The organism is Paenibacillus sp. LT-B23 (assembly GCF_059417685.1).
Genome location: NZ_JBSQBM010000013.1, coordinates 60,394 through 76,402 on the forward strand (window position 1 = coordinate 60,394; position 16,009 = coordinate 76,402).

16 protein-coding genes are annotated in these 16,009 nt (G+C 50.5%); 10 read left to right on the forward strand and 6 right to left on the reverse strand.

Features of this window, described 5'->3' with window-relative positions:
• Positions 1 to 49: 49 nt before the first annotated feature.
• Positions 50 to 445 (forward strand): hypothetical protein, encoded by a 396-nt coding sequence (locus ACWXW9_RS17230; protein WP_494930474.1) that lies wholly within the window; start codon positions 50 to 52, stop codon positions 443 to 445.
• A 74-nt stretch (positions 446 to 519) separates the two neighbouring features.
• On the opposite strand, the gene ACWXW9_RS17235 is transcribed toward ACWXW9_RS17230, so the two are convergent.
• The 3 genes from ACWXW9_RS17235 to ACWXW9_RS17245 all read right to left on the reverse strand — a co-directional run bounded on the left by ACWXW9_RS17235 (position 520) and on the right by ACWXW9_RS17245 (position 4,274).
• Positions 520 to 1,875 carry a dipeptidase gene (locus ACWXW9_RS17235; RefSeq protein ID WP_494930396.1) on the reverse strand — a complete coding sequence of 452 codons (1,356 nt, stop codon included), beginning with the start codon at positions 1,873 to 1,875 and terminating at the stop codon, positions 520 to 522.
• A gap of 189 nt (positions 1,876 to 2,064) precedes the next feature.
• The gene (locus ACWXW9_RS17240; protein ID WP_137060033.1) at positions 2,065 to 2,241 is read right to left on the reverse strand and encodes a YjfB family protein; all 177 of its coding nucleotides are present in this window, start codon (positions 2,239 to 2,241) and stop codon (positions 2,065 to 2,067) included.
• Between the two features lie 53 nt (positions 2,242 to 2,294).
• Positions 2,295 to 4,274 carry a methyl-accepting chemotaxis protein gene (locus tag ACWXW9_RS17245; RefSeq protein ID WP_494930397.1) on the reverse strand — a complete coding sequence of 660 codons (1,980 nt, stop codon included), beginning with the start codon at positions 4,272 to 4,274 and terminating at the stop codon, positions 2,295 to 2,297.
• Between the two features lie 164 nt (positions 4,275 to 4,438).
• On the opposite strand from ACWXW9_RS17245, the gene ACWXW9_RS17250 reads away from it, so the two are divergent.
• Positions 4,439 to 4,855, forward strand: a complete 417-nt coding sequence (locus ACWXW9_RS17250) for a hypothetical protein (protein WP_494930398.1) — start codon at positions 4,439 to 4,441, stop codon at positions 4,853 to 4,855.
• 157 nt (positions 4,856 to 5,012) lie between these two features.
• Here ACWXW9_RS17250 and ACWXW9_RS17255 read toward each other — a convergent pair whose 3' ends face one another.
• Positions 5,013 to 6,140: an SGNH/GDSL hydrolase family protein gene (locus ACWXW9_RS17255; protein WP_494930399.1), complete on the reverse strand. Its 1,128-nt coding sequence runs from the start codon at positions 6,138 to 6,140 to the stop codon at positions 5,013 to 5,015.
• Between the two features lie 225 nt (positions 6,141 to 6,365).
• On the reverse strand, positions 6,366 to 7,079 hold the full coding sequence (locus ACWXW9_RS17260) for a GT-D fold domain-containing glycosyltransferase (protein ID WP_494930400.1): 714 nt from the start codon (positions 7,077 to 7,079) through the stop codon (positions 6,366 to 6,368).
• Positions 7,080 to 7,295: 216 nt separating this feature from the next.
• On the opposite strand from ACWXW9_RS17260, the gene ACWXW9_RS17265 reads away from it, so the two are divergent.
• The 5 genes from ACWXW9_RS17265 (at position 7,296) to ACWXW9_RS17285 (ending at position 12,380) form a co-directional block, all read left to right on the forward strand.
• Complete coding sequence (locus ACWXW9_RS17265) at positions 7,296 to 8,003, forward strand: glycosyltransferase family A protein (protein WP_494930401.1); 708 nt, start codon at positions 7,296 to 7,298, stop codon at positions 8,001 to 8,003.
• A 19-nt stretch (positions 8,004 to 8,022) separates the two neighbouring features.
• The gene (locus ACWXW9_RS17270) at positions 8,023 to 9,003 is read left to right on the forward strand and encodes a polysaccharide biosynthesis protein (protein WP_494930402.1); all 981 of its coding nucleotides are present in this window, start codon (positions 8,023 to 8,025) and stop codon (positions 9,001 to 9,003) included.
• Between the two features lie 2 nt (positions 9,004 to 9,005).
• A complete protein-coding gene (locus ACWXW9_RS17275; protein WP_494930403.1) occupies positions 9,006 to 10,355 on the forward strand; it encodes a nucleotide sugar dehydrogenase in 1,350 nt (449 codons plus the stop codon).
• Positions 10,348 to 11,178 (forward strand): class I SAM-dependent methyltransferase, encoded by an 831-nt coding sequence (locus ACWXW9_RS17280; protein ID WP_494930404.1) that lies wholly within the window; start codon positions 10,348 to 10,350, stop codon positions 11,176 to 11,178. The genes ACWXW9_RS17275 and ACWXW9_RS17280 overlap by 8 nt, the downstream gene beginning before the upstream one ends.
• An 89-nt stretch (positions 11,179 to 11,267) precedes the next feature.
• Positions 11,268 to 12,380 (forward strand): glycosyltransferase, encoded by a 1,113-nt coding sequence (locus ACWXW9_RS17285; protein WP_494930475.1) that lies wholly within the window; start codon positions 11,268 to 11,270, stop codon positions 12,378 to 12,380.
• Here ACWXW9_RS17285 and ACWXW9_RS17290 read toward each other — a convergent pair.
• Positions 12,372 to 13,250: a DUF72 domain-containing protein gene (locus tag ACWXW9_RS17290; RefSeq protein WP_494930405.1), complete on the reverse strand. Its 879-nt coding sequence runs from the start codon at positions 13,248 to 13,250 to the stop codon at positions 12,372 to 12,374. The two genes, ACWXW9_RS17285 and ACWXW9_RS17290, sit on opposite strands and share 9 nt — an antisense overlap.
• A gap of 231 nt (positions 13,251 to 13,481) precedes the next feature.
• Between ACWXW9_RS17290 and ACWXW9_RS17295 the strand changes: the two genes are divergently transcribed.
• Genes ACWXW9_RS17295 through ACWXW9_RS17305 form a run of 3 tightly spaced genes read left to right on the forward strand, consistent with a single transcriptional unit; the run spans position 13,482 to position 16,004 of the window.
• Positions 13,482 to 14,270, forward strand: a complete 789-nt coding sequence (locus tag ACWXW9_RS17295; RefSeq protein WP_494930406.1) for a class I SAM-dependent methyltransferase — start codon at positions 13,482 to 13,484, stop codon at positions 14,268 to 14,270.
• A 23-nt stretch (positions 14,271 to 14,293) separates the two neighbouring features.
• Positions 14,294 to 15,316 carry an MBL fold metallo-hydrolase gene (locus tag ACWXW9_RS17300; RefSeq protein ID WP_494930407.1) on the forward strand — a complete coding sequence of 341 codons (1,023 nt, stop codon included), beginning with the start codon at positions 14,294 to 14,296 and terminating at the stop codon, positions 15,314 to 15,316.
• Between the two features lie 52 nt (positions 15,317 to 15,368).
• Positions 15,369 to 16,004, forward strand: a complete 636-nt coding sequence (locus ACWXW9_RS17305) for an NAD(P)-dependent oxidoreductase (protein WP_494930408.1) — start codon at positions 15,369 to 15,371, stop codon at positions 16,002 to 16,004.
• Positions 16,005 to 16,009 lie beyond the last annotated feature (5 nt).

Genomic DNA, 16,009 nt, shown 5'->3' on the forward strand with positions numbered 1-16,009 from the left:
GGTGGTGAACGTCATCCGGGAACATCATACGAACGGCGCAAGGAATCGCATGAGCACGAACAGTGTGTACATAAACGAAACACTTCATCTGGAACAAATTATAGGTGACTTGCGGGTGATGGGCTATGTGGCCTTTCATCATCATCCGCAAATTACAGGTGAGCTTGAAGAGCTGAAAGAGCTGGAAGAACTGAAAAAGCAACTATTGTCGTTTTTTCAGCAGCGTCATGTATTATGGATCGAGCTTGACCCGTTGACGCAATATGCGGTGGTGAACAACATGGGGAAGGCCACGGTGCTAAAACTTATGGGTCGGAAAATGAACCCGCTGCGTGATCTGAGAGCGAACGCTGCTTTGGACGGGCAACCGCTTCACGAGTTGGATCGGGAAATAGAGCGGTTGAATCGGCTGGTTCACCTGTTGCGCTACACCCGTTTTTCTTAAGCGACAGCAGCCATGTAAAAAAGCATTCACGAAGCATGGTTGATCACATGCTGTGAATGCTTTTTTTTGCTAGCTTACACAGATTTCAAAAACTCCACAATGGTCAGCAGACCCTTATCGAAATTTTCTAAATTAAAATGCTCATTCGGCGCATGCAAGTTTTCATCCGGCAAGCCGAAGCCCATCAGTACGACTGGAGCGGTTAGCACACGGGAGAAGGTTTCCACAATTGGGATGGAGCCGCCGTCCTTGGTAAACAGGGCGCGTACACCGTATACCTTCTCAAAAGCATCCGCCGCCGCTTGCAGAAATGCGTGTGACGGGTCGATGTTAAAGGCGTTCGCTTTTTCACCCTGCTGGATGTCCAGTGTGGCACCCGTCGGAACATGGGCGCGCAGATGGCGCTCGATTTTGTCCAGAATGTCCTGCGGATTCTGGTTGGCAACCAGGCGGCACGTAATTTTCGCATGAGCTTCCTTCGGAATGACCGTCTTCGTGCCTTCACCCTGGAAGCCGCCATACACGCCGTTCAGCTCCAGCGTCGGACGTGCCCCGACACGCTCGACGAAGCTGAATCCTTCTTCGCCGTACAGGGAATCAAGCGCAAGATCCTTTTGCAACTTGCTCTCATTGAAATCTTGCTTCACGAACTCTGCTCTCATCTCCGCTGATAGTGGCGCGACATCGTCGTAGAAGCCGTCGATGCTGACGCGTCCCTTGTCGTCATGCAGCGTTGCCAGCAAGGACACTAGGGCATGCAGCGCGTTCGGCACACCGCCGCCAAAGGAGCCGGAATGCAGATCCGTATTGGCTGTGTGGATCGCAACTTCCAGTGAGCACAATCCGCGCAGACCTGTGCAAATGGCAGGCTTACCTTTTTCGATCAGGGAGGTGTCGGATACCAGTACAGCGTCGGCAGCCAGGCGGTCTGCGCCTGTTTGCAAAAATTCAAGCAGGTTCGGGCTGGACACTTCTTCCTCGCCTTCGATGCAAAATTTGATATTCAGCGGCAACTTGCCTTCCTGTTTCAAAATGGCTTCGACCGCCTTAATGTGCAAGAATACCTGACCCTTATCGTCTGTAGCTCCGCGCGCATACAGCTTTCCGTCGCGGATCGACGGCTCGAATGGTGGAGTTTCCCACAGATGAAGCGGGTCGACCGGTTGTACATCATAGTGACCGTAAACGAGGATCGTCGGTTTACCGGGTGCGTGCAGATAATCCGCATACACCAGCGGATGGCCTTTAGTCGGAATGATTTCAACGTTTTCCAATCCGGCAGATGTCAGTTTGGCAGCAAGCCAATCAGCTGCTTTGTTAATGTCTCCTTTATGCTCGGATAATGCGGAAATACTCGGAATGGACAACCATTCCTTCAGCTCATCAAGCTGCTGCTCTCTGACCTTTTCAAAATATGCAGAATAACTCATGATTTATGTATCCTCCTCTTTCAATGTGCATTTTTTTGCTATATCCTCCGAATCAAGGCCGTGGATAATATGTATAGTTTACTACGTTTTGCATCGAACGAAAAATCATGATGGTCGATGTGATAAAAAAAGACGATCTGCTCCGGTCCGTTTAGACCCGAACAGATCGCCCATCCAATAGCGGTAAAGCTACGCTCGAAGGTCCAGTTGACCCCCGAGATGAGGCTGTACGCTTTTTTCCATCATCTGGATCAGTGCTTGTCCCTGTTCACCAGCTTGATCCTTAGCCATACTCAATACCTTCACGCTTACTGCTTGCGCCAAGCTGGCCTGGCTCATACCCGTTGATAATGCTGCGATATCCATGTTTTCATTCCTCCTTTGTCGTGAAGACTCTTACTATTTATCGGTCAGAACTGTTATTTTATTTCATCCAATTGGAATTGTGCCAGCAAATCCTGGAGCTGTTCTGCCAGCCGGGTTAATTCTGCGGCAGAGGAACCGATCTCTTCCATGGAGGCGAGCTGTTCCTCTGCGGCTGCAGATACCGTCTCGGTATGGGATGCGGCTTCTTCGGCAATACGTGTAATTTCCTCCATACTTCCGACCACTGCACTTGTTCCTTGTGCTACTCCTGCTGTAGAAGCTGAGACGTTGTCGAGTTGCTTCGCCGATTTAACGATCGCTCTACGAATACGGGAGAAGGAGCGGCCGGACAGGTCAACCGAATTGATGCCTTCGCTTACGCGTTCTTTGGCAGATTCCATTGCGGTCAGGGCCTCGGATACGCCGTTTTGAATCCCTTGAATTTGCTCACGGATTTGTTGTGCCGAATGAGCGGAGTTTTCCGCCAGCTTGCGGACTTCAGTCGCTACGACAGCAAAGCCTTTACCATGCTCCCCGGCGCGTGCTGCTTCAATAGAAGCGTTCAGGGCAAGCAAATTGGTCTGGCTGGCGATTTCTGTAATGACGGTGACAATGGTTCCGATTCGCCCGGATCGTTCACTCAAAGCGCCGATAATCGCATCCAGCTCTTCCACTGTAGTACGAATGCCATCAATGGAAACGACACTATTGCCGATATGCTCACTGCCTGCATCCGACGCCTGAATGGCCTGAGAAGAGAACGTGGTCATTTCAGTCATGGCCTCGGTCATAGCCGCGATATCTGTTGACATGCCTGACACACGATCCTGATTTTCTTTGGCGCTGTTGGCCTGTCTCTCGCTGCCTGCGGCCACATCCTGAATGGCTTCGGTCACATGCTCAATCGCGCGGGTGGTTTGTTCTGCACCTGCGGCGAGCTCTTGCGAGGAGGCCGACAGATTGCCAGTCATGGCTTGGATTTCTCTGATCATGTTACGCAGGCTATCCACCGTTTTTTGAAAATATCTCGATAATTCGCCGATTTCATCTGTGCTGTTCGTAGCGACATTGATGGAAAGATTGCCTTGGCTGATAGCATCCATAGAATTACGCAATCTTTGGATCGGTTTGAGTATACTGCTGATTAGCCACAGCGCCAGCACACCGATGACGATAGCTGAAATGACCAGCACCACGATGGTCGTGATGAGGATCGGCTTGGCGGAAGCATTTGTTTCCGACTTGTCCATCGTTCCGGCAATTTTCCAGCCCGTCAGCGTATTGGTTTTAAAAATCAGGTTTTTAGATACGCCATTCAAATCGTAACCAAAGCTGCCTTCCTTGGAGGCAAACAGTTGCGGCAGTTTTTCCCCCAATTGGGTACTTCCGCTGACTTCTGTCGGGTGGGTAACGATGCGCTTAGTGTTATCCAATATCATGACATAACCTTGCTGCCCGATTTTTAAATTCGTAATTTCCTTTAAATTATTCAGGTTCAGGGAAAGACCGAGAACACCACTATTGTCAGGAAGCGTACGTGAAATATACACAACGGCGACCTTAGCCGTATTGAGTCCGACAGGGCTGATTACGGTTTGCCCGGGTTTCTCCATGGCCTGTTTGTACCAAGGACGCTCACGAGGATCGTTTGTGGAGCCTACGGCTTTGCCAATGATGAGTTTTCCTTCGGGAGTTCCTACGAACATATCGAGGGCTTCCGCATGCATTTTCAAATAGATTTGCAGCTCCGTCAGGAGTGCTGCATCTGCTTCTGGAGTGTTGTCACTGGCCGTCATCGTAGTAGCGTAATATTCGATATCTGCAATTTTGGCTTGAATCGTCTGGGTGACTGCGCGGTCGGCTGCGGTAACGCTAGTCGTCGCACTGTCCATTAATTGCTGGTCTGTCTGGTTATACGCTGCCTGATAAGAAAAAGAGCTGACAATAATGCTAGGAACAAGCATGACCAGCAGGAATGCTGCTGTCAATTTTTTGCGAAGCGTTAAAGTTTTCAGTCGTTTCAGTTGTTTCATCAAACCCCCTGCTTTCTATGTACATTTCAATTCCAAAATTTATATTGTATGTATTTACTATCGGCTATTTTAAGCGGATTTGATAGATTTATTGCTAATTTGTCCAAGTCGGCAAAGATTTTTTTGCATAGCATGGAGTATCTTGCAATTTGGAGGGATAAGCAATGGGCTTTTTTCTGGATATGAGGAGTTCAACAAATTCATCAAAAACAGGTGAGGGTCCCGATATCCAGTTGGGTCCTGAACCGGAGCGGTTCGGCCTGATTGGGCTGCGAACCTATCTCGTACCGGGTCCGATAGTGACCTTTAGCGGTTCCATCGGTCTGATCGGTGAGCTTGGTGATACGTATGCGATTGAAATCGTGCGTGGTGCCGAATACGATCCGAACGATGTTATTTATCGGGCAGAGGGTGTACTTGGCGTTACAGGAGCCACTGAAACGCAAGCTTTTAATGCACAGAATCTTTCCGCGCCATGGGCGATACAAACGGTGTATTCCTCTTATATTTCCGGGGTATCGACGACCGTACGTAACGGTCCGGAGGTATTTACTGGCATCGCTTCGACTCCTTTTTTCTAAATATATCAGACGAGTATTTACTTAATTAAGAGCTCGCCGCAACACCCAGGATACAAATATCCTGGGTGTTGTTTGCTGTAAGCTCATCAGTTCCGGCTCCTAGAATCGGAGCGTCTCGTCCCATGTGACCGATTCTCCATATTCTGCTTCCCGGATTCTAATTCTTTAAAATCTCTCGCAAATACCCTGTCAACTCATCTGCCGCTTTGGTATGGGAGGGGAGCCCGGGATGGCTGCGAGACCCTATCGTTTCTTCCGTCGTGTTCGGCAGTTGGAATACGGACACATTCCGATCCCTCGTTCTTTTCTTGTACGCGTCTACCGCCCGGTAGATCGCTGGCATCATCGGAGTGCCAAGCATCCCATAGGCCCACACAATATGGGCAGCAGGATTACAGGTCCGAAGCTTGGCAAGAAAATTTGTGATAGCGTTTTCAAAAGATTGTAAATCTTCTTCATTGAATGAACCATCCTCGTTTAAGCGTTGCTTGTACACTTTCCCACTTACGGGGTCCGTCCATGCAGGAGAATAAAAGGCTCCCCCGTCATTAGTCCCCAAATTCACCACGACCACGTCCGGCTGCCATGAGGTAAAATCATGATCGGAAAATGCCCCTAATGCTTCATTTTTCTCCCCAGTGAGCACACCACATACCTGCTCATAATATGCCGGAATGTTCGCATGCGGATTATTATCCCAGCTTGTTAGGACACCCCATCCGCTTTGTGATAACACTCGGTAGTCCGCATTCAGTGCTTCGGCTGTTATGGCTGTATAATTGCGTAGTGCCGTGAACAGCATGGGGACCCAGTCTGTCTCCTCCTTCGCTCCAATCGTTCCTTCTCCCGAGGTAATGCTGTCACCGATAAATTCCACCTTGTGGGGCTTATCGGTGACTGGCAGCAATTCTCCGTCAACCCTCAGGGCATGAATTTGCAGCAAGCAGCGCGAGTCCGAACTCATAGGCTGGACATCCTTGACCACCCGGACACTTTTAACCATGTTAGGATTCATACCTCTCAAAATACAAATCCAATGCCGTCCTGCGGTTACCATCAGGCGACTCATTGGGGCACCATTGATGACAATACTGATCCATTGCTCGTACACCTGGTAATCGGCCTCCATTTCAATCCACAGCTCCGAGCCTTTGATATTTAATTCAATGCCGCTGCCTGTCCAAAACAGAGTTAGTGGTGCAAGTGTTTTCGTAGTTCGACCATGAACCTTTACATGCTTTGCTTTTGTAAGTGGATATGTCTTCAATTTCTTGTTAGGTGTCATTTCCAATATCCTCCTTATAATCTCCAAATTTAACTCTAGTTTCTATAATATTGTAAAATAAGTGACAGGAAATCTCAAAGTCTATTTTTAAGCAAATAAGATTTCAAGGCTTTATATGGATATTCCATGCGACCACGGACTTTAGGACGGTTTGTGATAGCCAAAAGCACCAGCAAATCTTGAATTTGCTGGTGCTTTTTTGATATGAGAAGCAGAGGCTATCCATTAATTCGCTTTGCCAAACATTACGATATTAATTGCCTTGCCGAAGTCTATACCTACTTTGCCAGTTAGTTCTGCCGTTTTTTGCGCCAGTACGACCGCATTGACCCCGCAGGAGAATAGCGCAATATCAAAGTCATCTTTATGCGCTGCGATCCACTGGAGCGTTTTATCCATTTGTTCATATTGATGAAATGCAAGCGTGTGCGGGATATGCAGCTGATACGGCTCGGCTTCAAGGACGGGCTTCACTTCGGCGGCTGTACGGGTGACGAACAGGATGCGCCGATTTTTCAGCATGTCCCAGAAAGCGGGTGTCTCAGCCAAATATCGGTTCAGGCAGGCATGGCAGGTCAGCGCAGGAGAGAGGCCGTAATGGTTAAAAACCTGGTCGGTCAGCTCCCGCTTCATATAGGACGGTGCTTTGATAGATTCGTCATCATAAGGCAGGATGCCAGCAATGTCGGCTTTGCGTACCGCCTCGGCCACCGCATCTCGCAATTCCGTATTCGGTAGAAACAATCCTTTTTGCCCGAGATTGGCTTTGACTGCCCAACGTTCCTGCAACACCTTTTCCATCGGCCAGACGGTATCCTGAGACAAAATCAAATTTTCACCATCCCCAATCCGAATGAGCGAGAAGGGCTGCTGTTGATCCAGTGCCAACTTCAAATGATTCAGTACCTCGTCAATCTCCAGATACTTTGGCTTAGTCATATCATGCTTCCTCCCTGTCTATCCTTCTTCTTCAGCTTTTAGAAGGGTGCAAAAAACTCTGTATTCTATCATATGTCGAAAGCGGCAAGGTTTTTGTATGATCGGCTATTCTTTTTGGATTCTACCTATTTATTGAAAGAGTTGATGTATTTGTACGTGCCGTTTCCCCGGCGGTTCCATAACTTGTGAAGAGACGGTTGAAAGGGAGGAAGATGAATGAATCGCAAGATTGTCATAGAGATTAATTTTAATAACTACGGGATGAATCCCAATCGGCTGACACGGGAGTGGATCAGCGAGCGGCTGGATGTATTCAGAACCTTTACGCTGCGCAGCTTGCTCAGTCAGACGAATGCGGATTTCTTGTCTGTTGTCAAGCTGGCGGGCGGATGCAGTGACTTTGTGGAGGATGAATTAGCCAAGCGTGAGCCGATTCCCGACCATATCCGCTTTGGCACGAGCATCGAAAGCAAGCGCCGCATTAATGCGTATATCGAAGCTGCGGACGAACTGCTTATTGCGCGAATTGATTCCGACGATTTGTATCATCAATCGTTTGTACAACAGTTGCATGATTACGAATTTCAGCCGGATACGGTCGCGTTGGTGAACCAGATGGGTTACCTGTGGGATGCCGTAGATGGTCAGATGGCACCGGTATTTCACCGTTCGCCCTCCTTTTATGTGTTCCGCTATCAAGCAAAGGATTTTCTGGATGATTATCGTATTGTCATTCCCGGCAAGGGCACGCATGGATATGTAACGGAGCTGCCGCATGAGGTGATTCTGTATCGCAACTACGTGAACGTCATACACGCCGCTAATACCTCGGTAAAAAAAGTGCCAGTGAAGGATCGGCTGACAGAGGATGACATGAAGGCTGTGCTGGCTGAATTTTTGGGAACGGGCACTGCCAATTTGTAACGGTCAGGAGGAGATTATATTGTTCAAAGGAAAAAAACTGCTGGTGACCGGAGGGACGGGATCTTGGGGGCAACGTCTGACGGAGGAATTGCTCAAGGAAGGGCCAGCGGAAATTCGTGTTTTTTCACGTGGTGAATTTGCACAGATTGCAATGCAGCGTCAATTCCAGTCTGATCCCCGGTTGAATTTCGTTATTGGTGATATTCGGGATCTACAAGCATTGCAAGAGGCATGTCGCGGGGTGGACTATGTGTTCCATCTGGCGGCGTTGAAGCATGTACCTGTATGCGAGAGACAGCCGGAAGAGGCTTTCAAGACGAATGTACATGGTACGCAAAATGTAATTCGGGCCAGTATTGAGCAGGGAGTCACCAAGGTTATTGATGTCTCTACCGACAAGGCAGTAGACCCGGTGAATGTATATGGCATGACGAAGGCGATTGGCGAAAGACTGATGATTCGTGCCAACGATCTGAGCGAGCGCACCCGTTTTGTGTGTATTCGCGGCGGCAATGTGCTGGGTACAAGCGGAAGTGTTGTGCCGTTGTTCAATCGCCAGATCGCGGAAGGGCAGGATTTGACGCTGACCAGTCCTGATATGACCCGTTTTTTCCTCACGCTTGGTGAGGCTATTGGCTTGCTGCTGAAGGCTTCTGTGGCGGCGATTGGTGGAGAGACGCTGGTTATGAAAATGAAGGGCTGCAACATTGCAGATCTGGCGGAAGTGATGAAGGAGCAGGCGGGCCAGCCTGCCTTGAAAGTAAAAGAAATCGGCATACGCGGTGGGGAAAAGCTGCATGAGGTGCTGATTTCTCCTTATGAGGTGCCGCACACGTACCGCTATGATGATCGTTATTTTGTCATTCTCCCACAGCAGGCAAACAAGCGATTACTGAGCCAGTATGGTGGGCTGGAGCGGGTGAGCTTTGATCAATATCGCTCGGACGATGAGTTAATGGACCGCACAGGAATTGCTGAGCTATTGCGAGGCATGGAGTAACGATGAAAGAGGTGGGTATTTTGCAACTTATAGAAAAAATAAGTAAAGGCACGGTAAAGGTTGCGGTAATCGGCCTCGGTTACGTGGGATTGCCGATGGCTGTGGAAATGGCACGAGCCGGTTACGACGTGTACGGTGTGGATTCCGATCCGGTCAAAGTAGCCAAGCTGCTTCAAGGACAATCGTACATCATAGATATCGGAGATGATGCGTTGGAGGGTCTGATCGGGCATAGGCTGCATCCGGTTACGGATATCAAAGTGCTGGAGCATTCGGATATCGTCGTCATCTGCGTGCCTACGCCACTGACGGATGAGCATCAGCCGGATACGTCCTATATTGAAACGGCTATCGACCAGGCTATTCCCCATTTGCGTAAACAGACGCTGCTGATTTTGGAAAGTACCACGTATCCGGGAACAACGGAGGAACTGATCCGCCCGGTGATTGAACAGCGCAGGGGCTGGACGGTAGGTCAGGATTTTTATGTGTGTTTTTCACCGGAGCGCGTCGATCCGGGCAGTGTTCATTTTAACATTCGGAACACGCCCAAGGTGATTGGCGGCTGTACGCCGGATTGCCTGGCAGCAGGAGTAGCCTTTTACGGCTCCTTTCTGGAGCAAATGGTTCCGGTCAGCTCGACAACAGTCGCGGAAGCTGCGAAGCTGTTCGAGAATACGTTTCGCAGTGTCAACATCGGGATGGTCAATGAGCTCACAGCGGCCTGTGAGAAAATTGGCATCAATATATGGGAGGTGCTGGATGCGGCAGCAACGAAGCCCTTCGGCTATATGCCGTTCTATCCGGGACCTGGCATCGGGGGTCACTGTATTCCGGTCGATCCGCTGTATTTGTCATGGAAATCCGAGCAGCATGGGCTTGAGCTGGAATTTGTGGATTTGGCAGATCGTATGAATCGGCGTATGCCGTTGTATATTGCAGAGCGCATTGAATCCCTGCTTGCCCAGAAAGGTAAAGCCGTGAACCAGTCCGAGATCGTTCTGGTTGGCGTAGCCTACAAAAAAGACATTGATGATGTCCGGGAATCACCCGCCCTTGTCCTGTTTGAGCGCTTAAAGGAAATGGGTGCTTCGGTGAGCTTCACCGACCCATATGTAAAGAGCTTTAAGCTTAATGGCAAGGTCATTCCATCTCGTGTGGCGGATACCCGTCTGTGGGAAAGTGCAGATATCGTCGTGATCACGACGGATCATTCGGTGCTGGACTACCAGCAGTTGGTGGACCATGCCCCGCTGGTGTTCGATACACGCAACGCGACGGTGCATTGCACAGGTGGTCATGTCGTGATACTGGGGAATCCCGGTGCTGGAGGGGGCGCCGCTGGTGGCTAACCGTGATCAGGTAAATGAGCGCTATTACGGGCAGATTAACTCGGAGGAATCTCATGAGGCTACCCGTAACAGAATCCACTGGATTTGCCGCCATGTGCAGGGTCATACTGTGCTGGATGCTGGATGTAGTCAGGGGATCACGTCCATTTTGCTCGGGCGGGAAGGTTTTGAGGTAACGGCCATTGATTTGGAAGAGGGCAGCATTTCATATGCAAAAAAAGAACTTCGTCAGGAATCTGCACCTGTTCGTGGAAGAGTTCATTTTCAGTTAAAAGATATTTCTCAATTCGAACGTCCGCCCGGCGGATTTGACACGATTATTTTAGGTGAGATTTTGGAGCATTACGCACACCCTCATACATTGCTTGCACAAGCCTACCGTTTGCTTCATAAAAAAGGGACGCTCGTCCTTTCTGTACCCTACGGATACCATCCGTTTCACGATCACAAGCGGACCTATTATGCCGGGAGCCTGTCCCGTGTGCTATATCCTTATTTTGATGAACAAGCGCTGGAAGTGCATCACAAATATTTGTGCTTCGCAGGCCGCAAAAAATCGAAAGATATGCGCGAAGTCAATCCGGGGGCAGAGCATTTGGCCCGCTGGATGGAGCTAGACGAGGAACAATTCCGGCTGGTGGAGCAGCAGCATGTTCGCAAAATGAATCAGCGCAAGGCAGCGCTCGACAAGGCGGTACAGCGAATCCGGCATATGGAGGAACGGGCTTTGCCAGCGGAGAGGACTGCACGTCCTGAACAGGCAGGCAAGGCGCAGAGTGAAGGGAAAGGTGCATATACTGATGGCGGGTCTACTGGGAAATAGACCGGGAATACAGCCAACGGTAAAGGGGATGGGTTGAAGTCATGACGACGGAAATGCCCAAGACGCATAGCTGTAGCGCGGAAGGCTCCATAACTAAACCTCCCGTCACAATCAGCTTGTGTATGATTGTGAAAAACGAGGAGCAGACGCTTGCCCGCTGTCTGGATTCGGTGGCGGACCTGATGGATGAAATCATCATCGTGGACACAGGCTCCACGGATCAGACGAAGACCATTGCAGCCCGTTATACGGATCGGGTGTATACATTCGATTGGAACGACGATTTTGCCTTCGCCCGCAACGAATCGTTCGACAAGGCGACCTGTTCCTATATCCTGTGGCTGGATGCGGACGATGTGCTGCTGGAGCCGGATCGGGAGCGTATGTGTTCGTTGAAGCGGCGTTTGTCTGCGGACATCGACGCGGTGGTGATGCCACTCCATCTGGCGGAAGGTGAGCAGGGTGAGCCGTTGTTCACCTCGCGCCGTATCCGTCTCGTGAAGCGGGAGCGGCTATACCGCTGGGAAGGGCGTCTGCATGAGGATCTGGTGATATCAGAAGGGCGAATCGTTCATTCCGATGTGGCTGTAACACACCGCCGCATGGAAGATCACTCGCTCCGCAATCAACATATTCTTGCCCGCTGGATCAGAGAAAGCGGCAAGGTGGAGGGGCGTCTACTATATTTTCACGCAAACGAGTGCTTTGATCGTAAGGAATATGCCGAGGCGGCAGAGGCGTTCAATCGCCTGCTGGGAGAGCCGAGCGGCTACCGGGAAGACCGGATTACGGCTTGCGTACGGTTGGCGGAATGCTATCTTCATCTCGGGGAGCCGGAGCAACAACTGGATAGTCTGCTGCGCTCCTTCCGATATGATGTGCCGCAAGCGGACCTGTGCTGCATGATTGGTGACTGGTTTTTCACACGAAAAGAGTGGAGCACAGCCACCTACTGGTACGAAAAAGCACTGGAGCAGCAGGGCGTATCTGGTTTGAGAGCTGTTCCGCTGCCCTGCTACTCTTGGCTGCCGCATGTACGACTTAGCCATTGCTGTGCCAATCTGGGCAAGCTGGACGCTTCATATGAGCATAACCAAAAAGCTTTGCAATACTTGCCTGAGGACCCGCATTTGCTGGATAACGAACGCAAGCTCAGGAGTGCTATTCACAACCTTTCATCCTCAGCCCGTCCTTCAAAATAGTTCAAGCTGTTCCGGTCCATTGTCCTCTTCCGGTGGCTTGCGGGGTGGAAAAGGCTTAGGCTCCATGCCGAGCATGTTCATGAGCTGCTTGGCGTTAGCGGCGGCATCTCCACCTGAGTTGTTGTTGAAAATAACGCACACCTCGCGGCTTTGCTGCTCCAGCTCCAGCAAACGGTCCTTCCATTCGGCCAGCTCGCTCTCATTATACCGATACAGATAACGAACCTCTCGCCAGTTGGGTGCGGAGCTTTGATTCCAGCCGGACACATTCCGTCCGTGGAGACGTACCACTGTCATATTGCTGTCCGTAGCCTGTGGTACAATCGGCACGGACCCCAATCCCGCCTGCGGCTCGTCGCATACGCTGTGTATCCAGCCTTCCTCACGCATAAATGCCAGCGTTTGCTTTCGAAACTCGGGTGTGAACCAGCTTTGATTTCTGAATTCAAGTACGGATGGGACATCTCCCATCCTTTTTTTCGTGTCGCGCAGCACGGCGACGTTCTCACGTGTACAGTCGAACCAGGGCGGGTACTGGAACAGCACAGCCTTGAGCTTGCCTGCTTCGCGGAGAGGCTGTATGGATGTGTGCAATGCTTCGTACATGGCATCAGTTGTTTTGAAATAAGGCTGTTTGCCGCGCGTATGCCCGGTCATGCCCTGATAGGCTTTGACAAGAAATGAAAACGAGTCAGGGGTTTCGGTCACCCAGCGTGCCATACGATCCGTGGGCTGTACGGCATAAAAAGAACTATCCATCTCCACCACTGAAAAATGGCTTCCATAGACGCTTAATTTTTGATTGGCTTTGGTGCCGACCGGATACAGATCATCGTGATCGCCCCAACCGGTCAGTCCGATTTGAATCATAACGTTGCCGCTCCTTTCCTTCATAAATACCGTCAAAAGGCGTTCCCATGATTCATTTTAATGATAAAATGGGGTGAATCGCATGAAGCTGGTATGAAGTTCCTATGAATATTTAAGCTTAAATATGGTTATTGTAACATGTTGCTTAATCGTAATGTTTTTGAGTTTCCAGTTTGAAAAAGCTAATATAGTATGTAATAGAGCGAAATGAGTTCATGGAGGAGAAACAATATGGCAGAATGGTATGAGCAGAGCTTTGGGGAAGATTACTTATTAGTATACAAGCATCGCGACTTTCAGGGAGCCTATCATGAAGTACAGAAAATGATCTCTTGGCTCAAATTGCCGCAGGGCTCCAGCGTATTGGACTTGTGCTGTGGTATGGGACGTCATTCTCTTGCGCTCGCGGATGCGGGCTATAAGGTAACGGGTGTGGATTTGTCCGGTGTGCTGCTGCGTGAGGCACATGCTGCCGATCCCGAAGGACGGGTTAGCTGGCATCAGGGCGATATGAGAGAGGTGCCGCTGGAGGAGAGTTTTGATGCGGTGGTGAATTTGTTTACTTCCTTTGGTTACTTTGAGGAGGATGCGGAGCAGCTTAAAGTATTAAAAGAAATTTATCGGTTGTTGAAGCCGGGCGGACGTTTTATTATAGATTATTTGAATCCTGCGTACGTAGCCGCTCATCTGGTGCCGCATTCGTCACGGGAGGATGAAGGAAATCAGATTGAGGAGCATCGGGTTATCGAGGACGGATTTGTGAAAAAACAGATTGCCATTCGTTCCATCGCTTCTGTTTCGGCTTCTGATGGCGGTGCTGCTGGTCAGGATACAACTGTAGCGGGTGAAGAGCCTGTACGTGTGTATCATGAACGCGTCAAGCTGTACCCATATGAAAAATTCCGTGCTTTGCTGGAGGAAGCCGGACTGTCTGTAGAGCAGGTACATGGAAGCTATAACGAAGATAAATATATTGAAAATGCATCGCCCCGAATGATTTTTGTCGGTGTGCGTACTTGATACGGAAAGGCGGTTGGGAAGCCATGAAGATGCCGGAGCTGACCCCGTGTGAACGGATCGACGGAGGCTTTCAGGTCAAAATATCCATGTCCTTTCCGCTGCGCTGGGTGAACAGCTATGTGCTGAAGGGGCAAGACGGATTTACAATCGTAGACCCCGGCCCGCGCAGTACGGATACGGAGGAAGAATGGGCGCATGTCTTTCAGGAGCTGGGGATGTCCTTTGGTGATATCTCGGACATTGTCGTGACTCATCATCACCCGGATCATTATGGTTTGGCGGGCTGGATGCAGCAGCAAAGTCAGGCTCGTGTACATATGTCAGCGCGAAGCCATAAGGAAGCGATGATGATGTGGGGCCAGCCAGATTCACAAGCGGATATCTCTGTGCCGATGGAGCAGAGGCTGCCAAGCTTTTTTGTCCGTCACGGCTTTCCTGTGGAGCAGGTATCGGCCTTGGAACTGCACATGCAGCAGGCTCATCTGCAAGTGAATCCACAGCCTGATATCACCGTTATTCCTGTCGGGGAGGATGCCTGTCTGGAATTGGGTGGGCGTGGCTGGCTGCCCATTGAGACAGGGGGGCATGCGCCCGGACATGTCTCTTTGTATGAGCCGAATAGCGGCGTTATTCTGTGCGGTGATGCGGTTTTGCCAAGGATTTCGCCTAATATCAGTCTGCTGCCGGGAAGTGCCCCCCAGCCCTTGCAGTCTTTTTTGAATGGTTTGCAGCGGCTTGGCGAGCTGGAGGTAGCGTGGGCATATCCGGGGCACCGTAACCCGTTTGGTTATTTTCGTGAACGGACGCAGGCGCTGCTGGAGCATCATGAAGAACGGCTGGACAAGTTCCATGAGTTGATCCAGCCAGAGGGCAGTACAGCCTATGAGCTGTGTATCGCTGTATTTAGTGACAAACTGGGGATTCATCAGCTACGGTTTGCCATGTCCGAGACACTGGCCCATCTGGTGGAACTGGAGCGACGCGGTCGGGCCTCTATAAGCGAGACGAACCCTATCTCACGTTTCTACCCGCTTCGCGGAAAGTAATGGAGGAAAGTAATAGAAGGACAACGGCATCCGTGCCGGGAAAGAGGCTTTTATGAATTTGCTGCTACTGGGGGCTACCGGACGTGTGGGGCGTTTTATTCTGGAATATGCATTAGCGGACGGTCATACTGTTACAGCTCTTGTTCGTTCACCGGACAAGCTGGAGGATTACATATTAAGATATGGGACGCTACTCCAGATCGTACAAGGAGATGCCACCAACGCTGAGGATGTAGCGCAAGCGCTGGGGGGTGGAACGACGGCTGTCATCAGCGCGCTGAATACGGATGGAACCACGACCTTATCCGTGAATATCCGTTTGCTGATCCGGCTTATGCAGGAGCAGTCCGTTCCCCGGCTCATTACAGTGGGGACGGCAGGGATTTTACAGAGCCGGACAGAGCCGGGTTTGTATCGGTATGAATCCTCCGAGCCCCGGCGGCGCAGCACCCGTGCGGCTGAGGAACACCGCCGGGTGTACGAACTGCTGCGAGATTCGGCGCTGGACTGGACGATAGTCTGCTCGACATGGCTGCCGGACGGAGCGCGGACGGGCATATATCGCGTGGAAAAGGATATGCTGCCCGAGGGCGGCACACAAATTACGACCGCTGACACGGCCGATTTTACCTATCGTCAGTTGAGTAGCAGCGATTTTATACACACACGGGTAGGCATTGCCTATTGATGCTG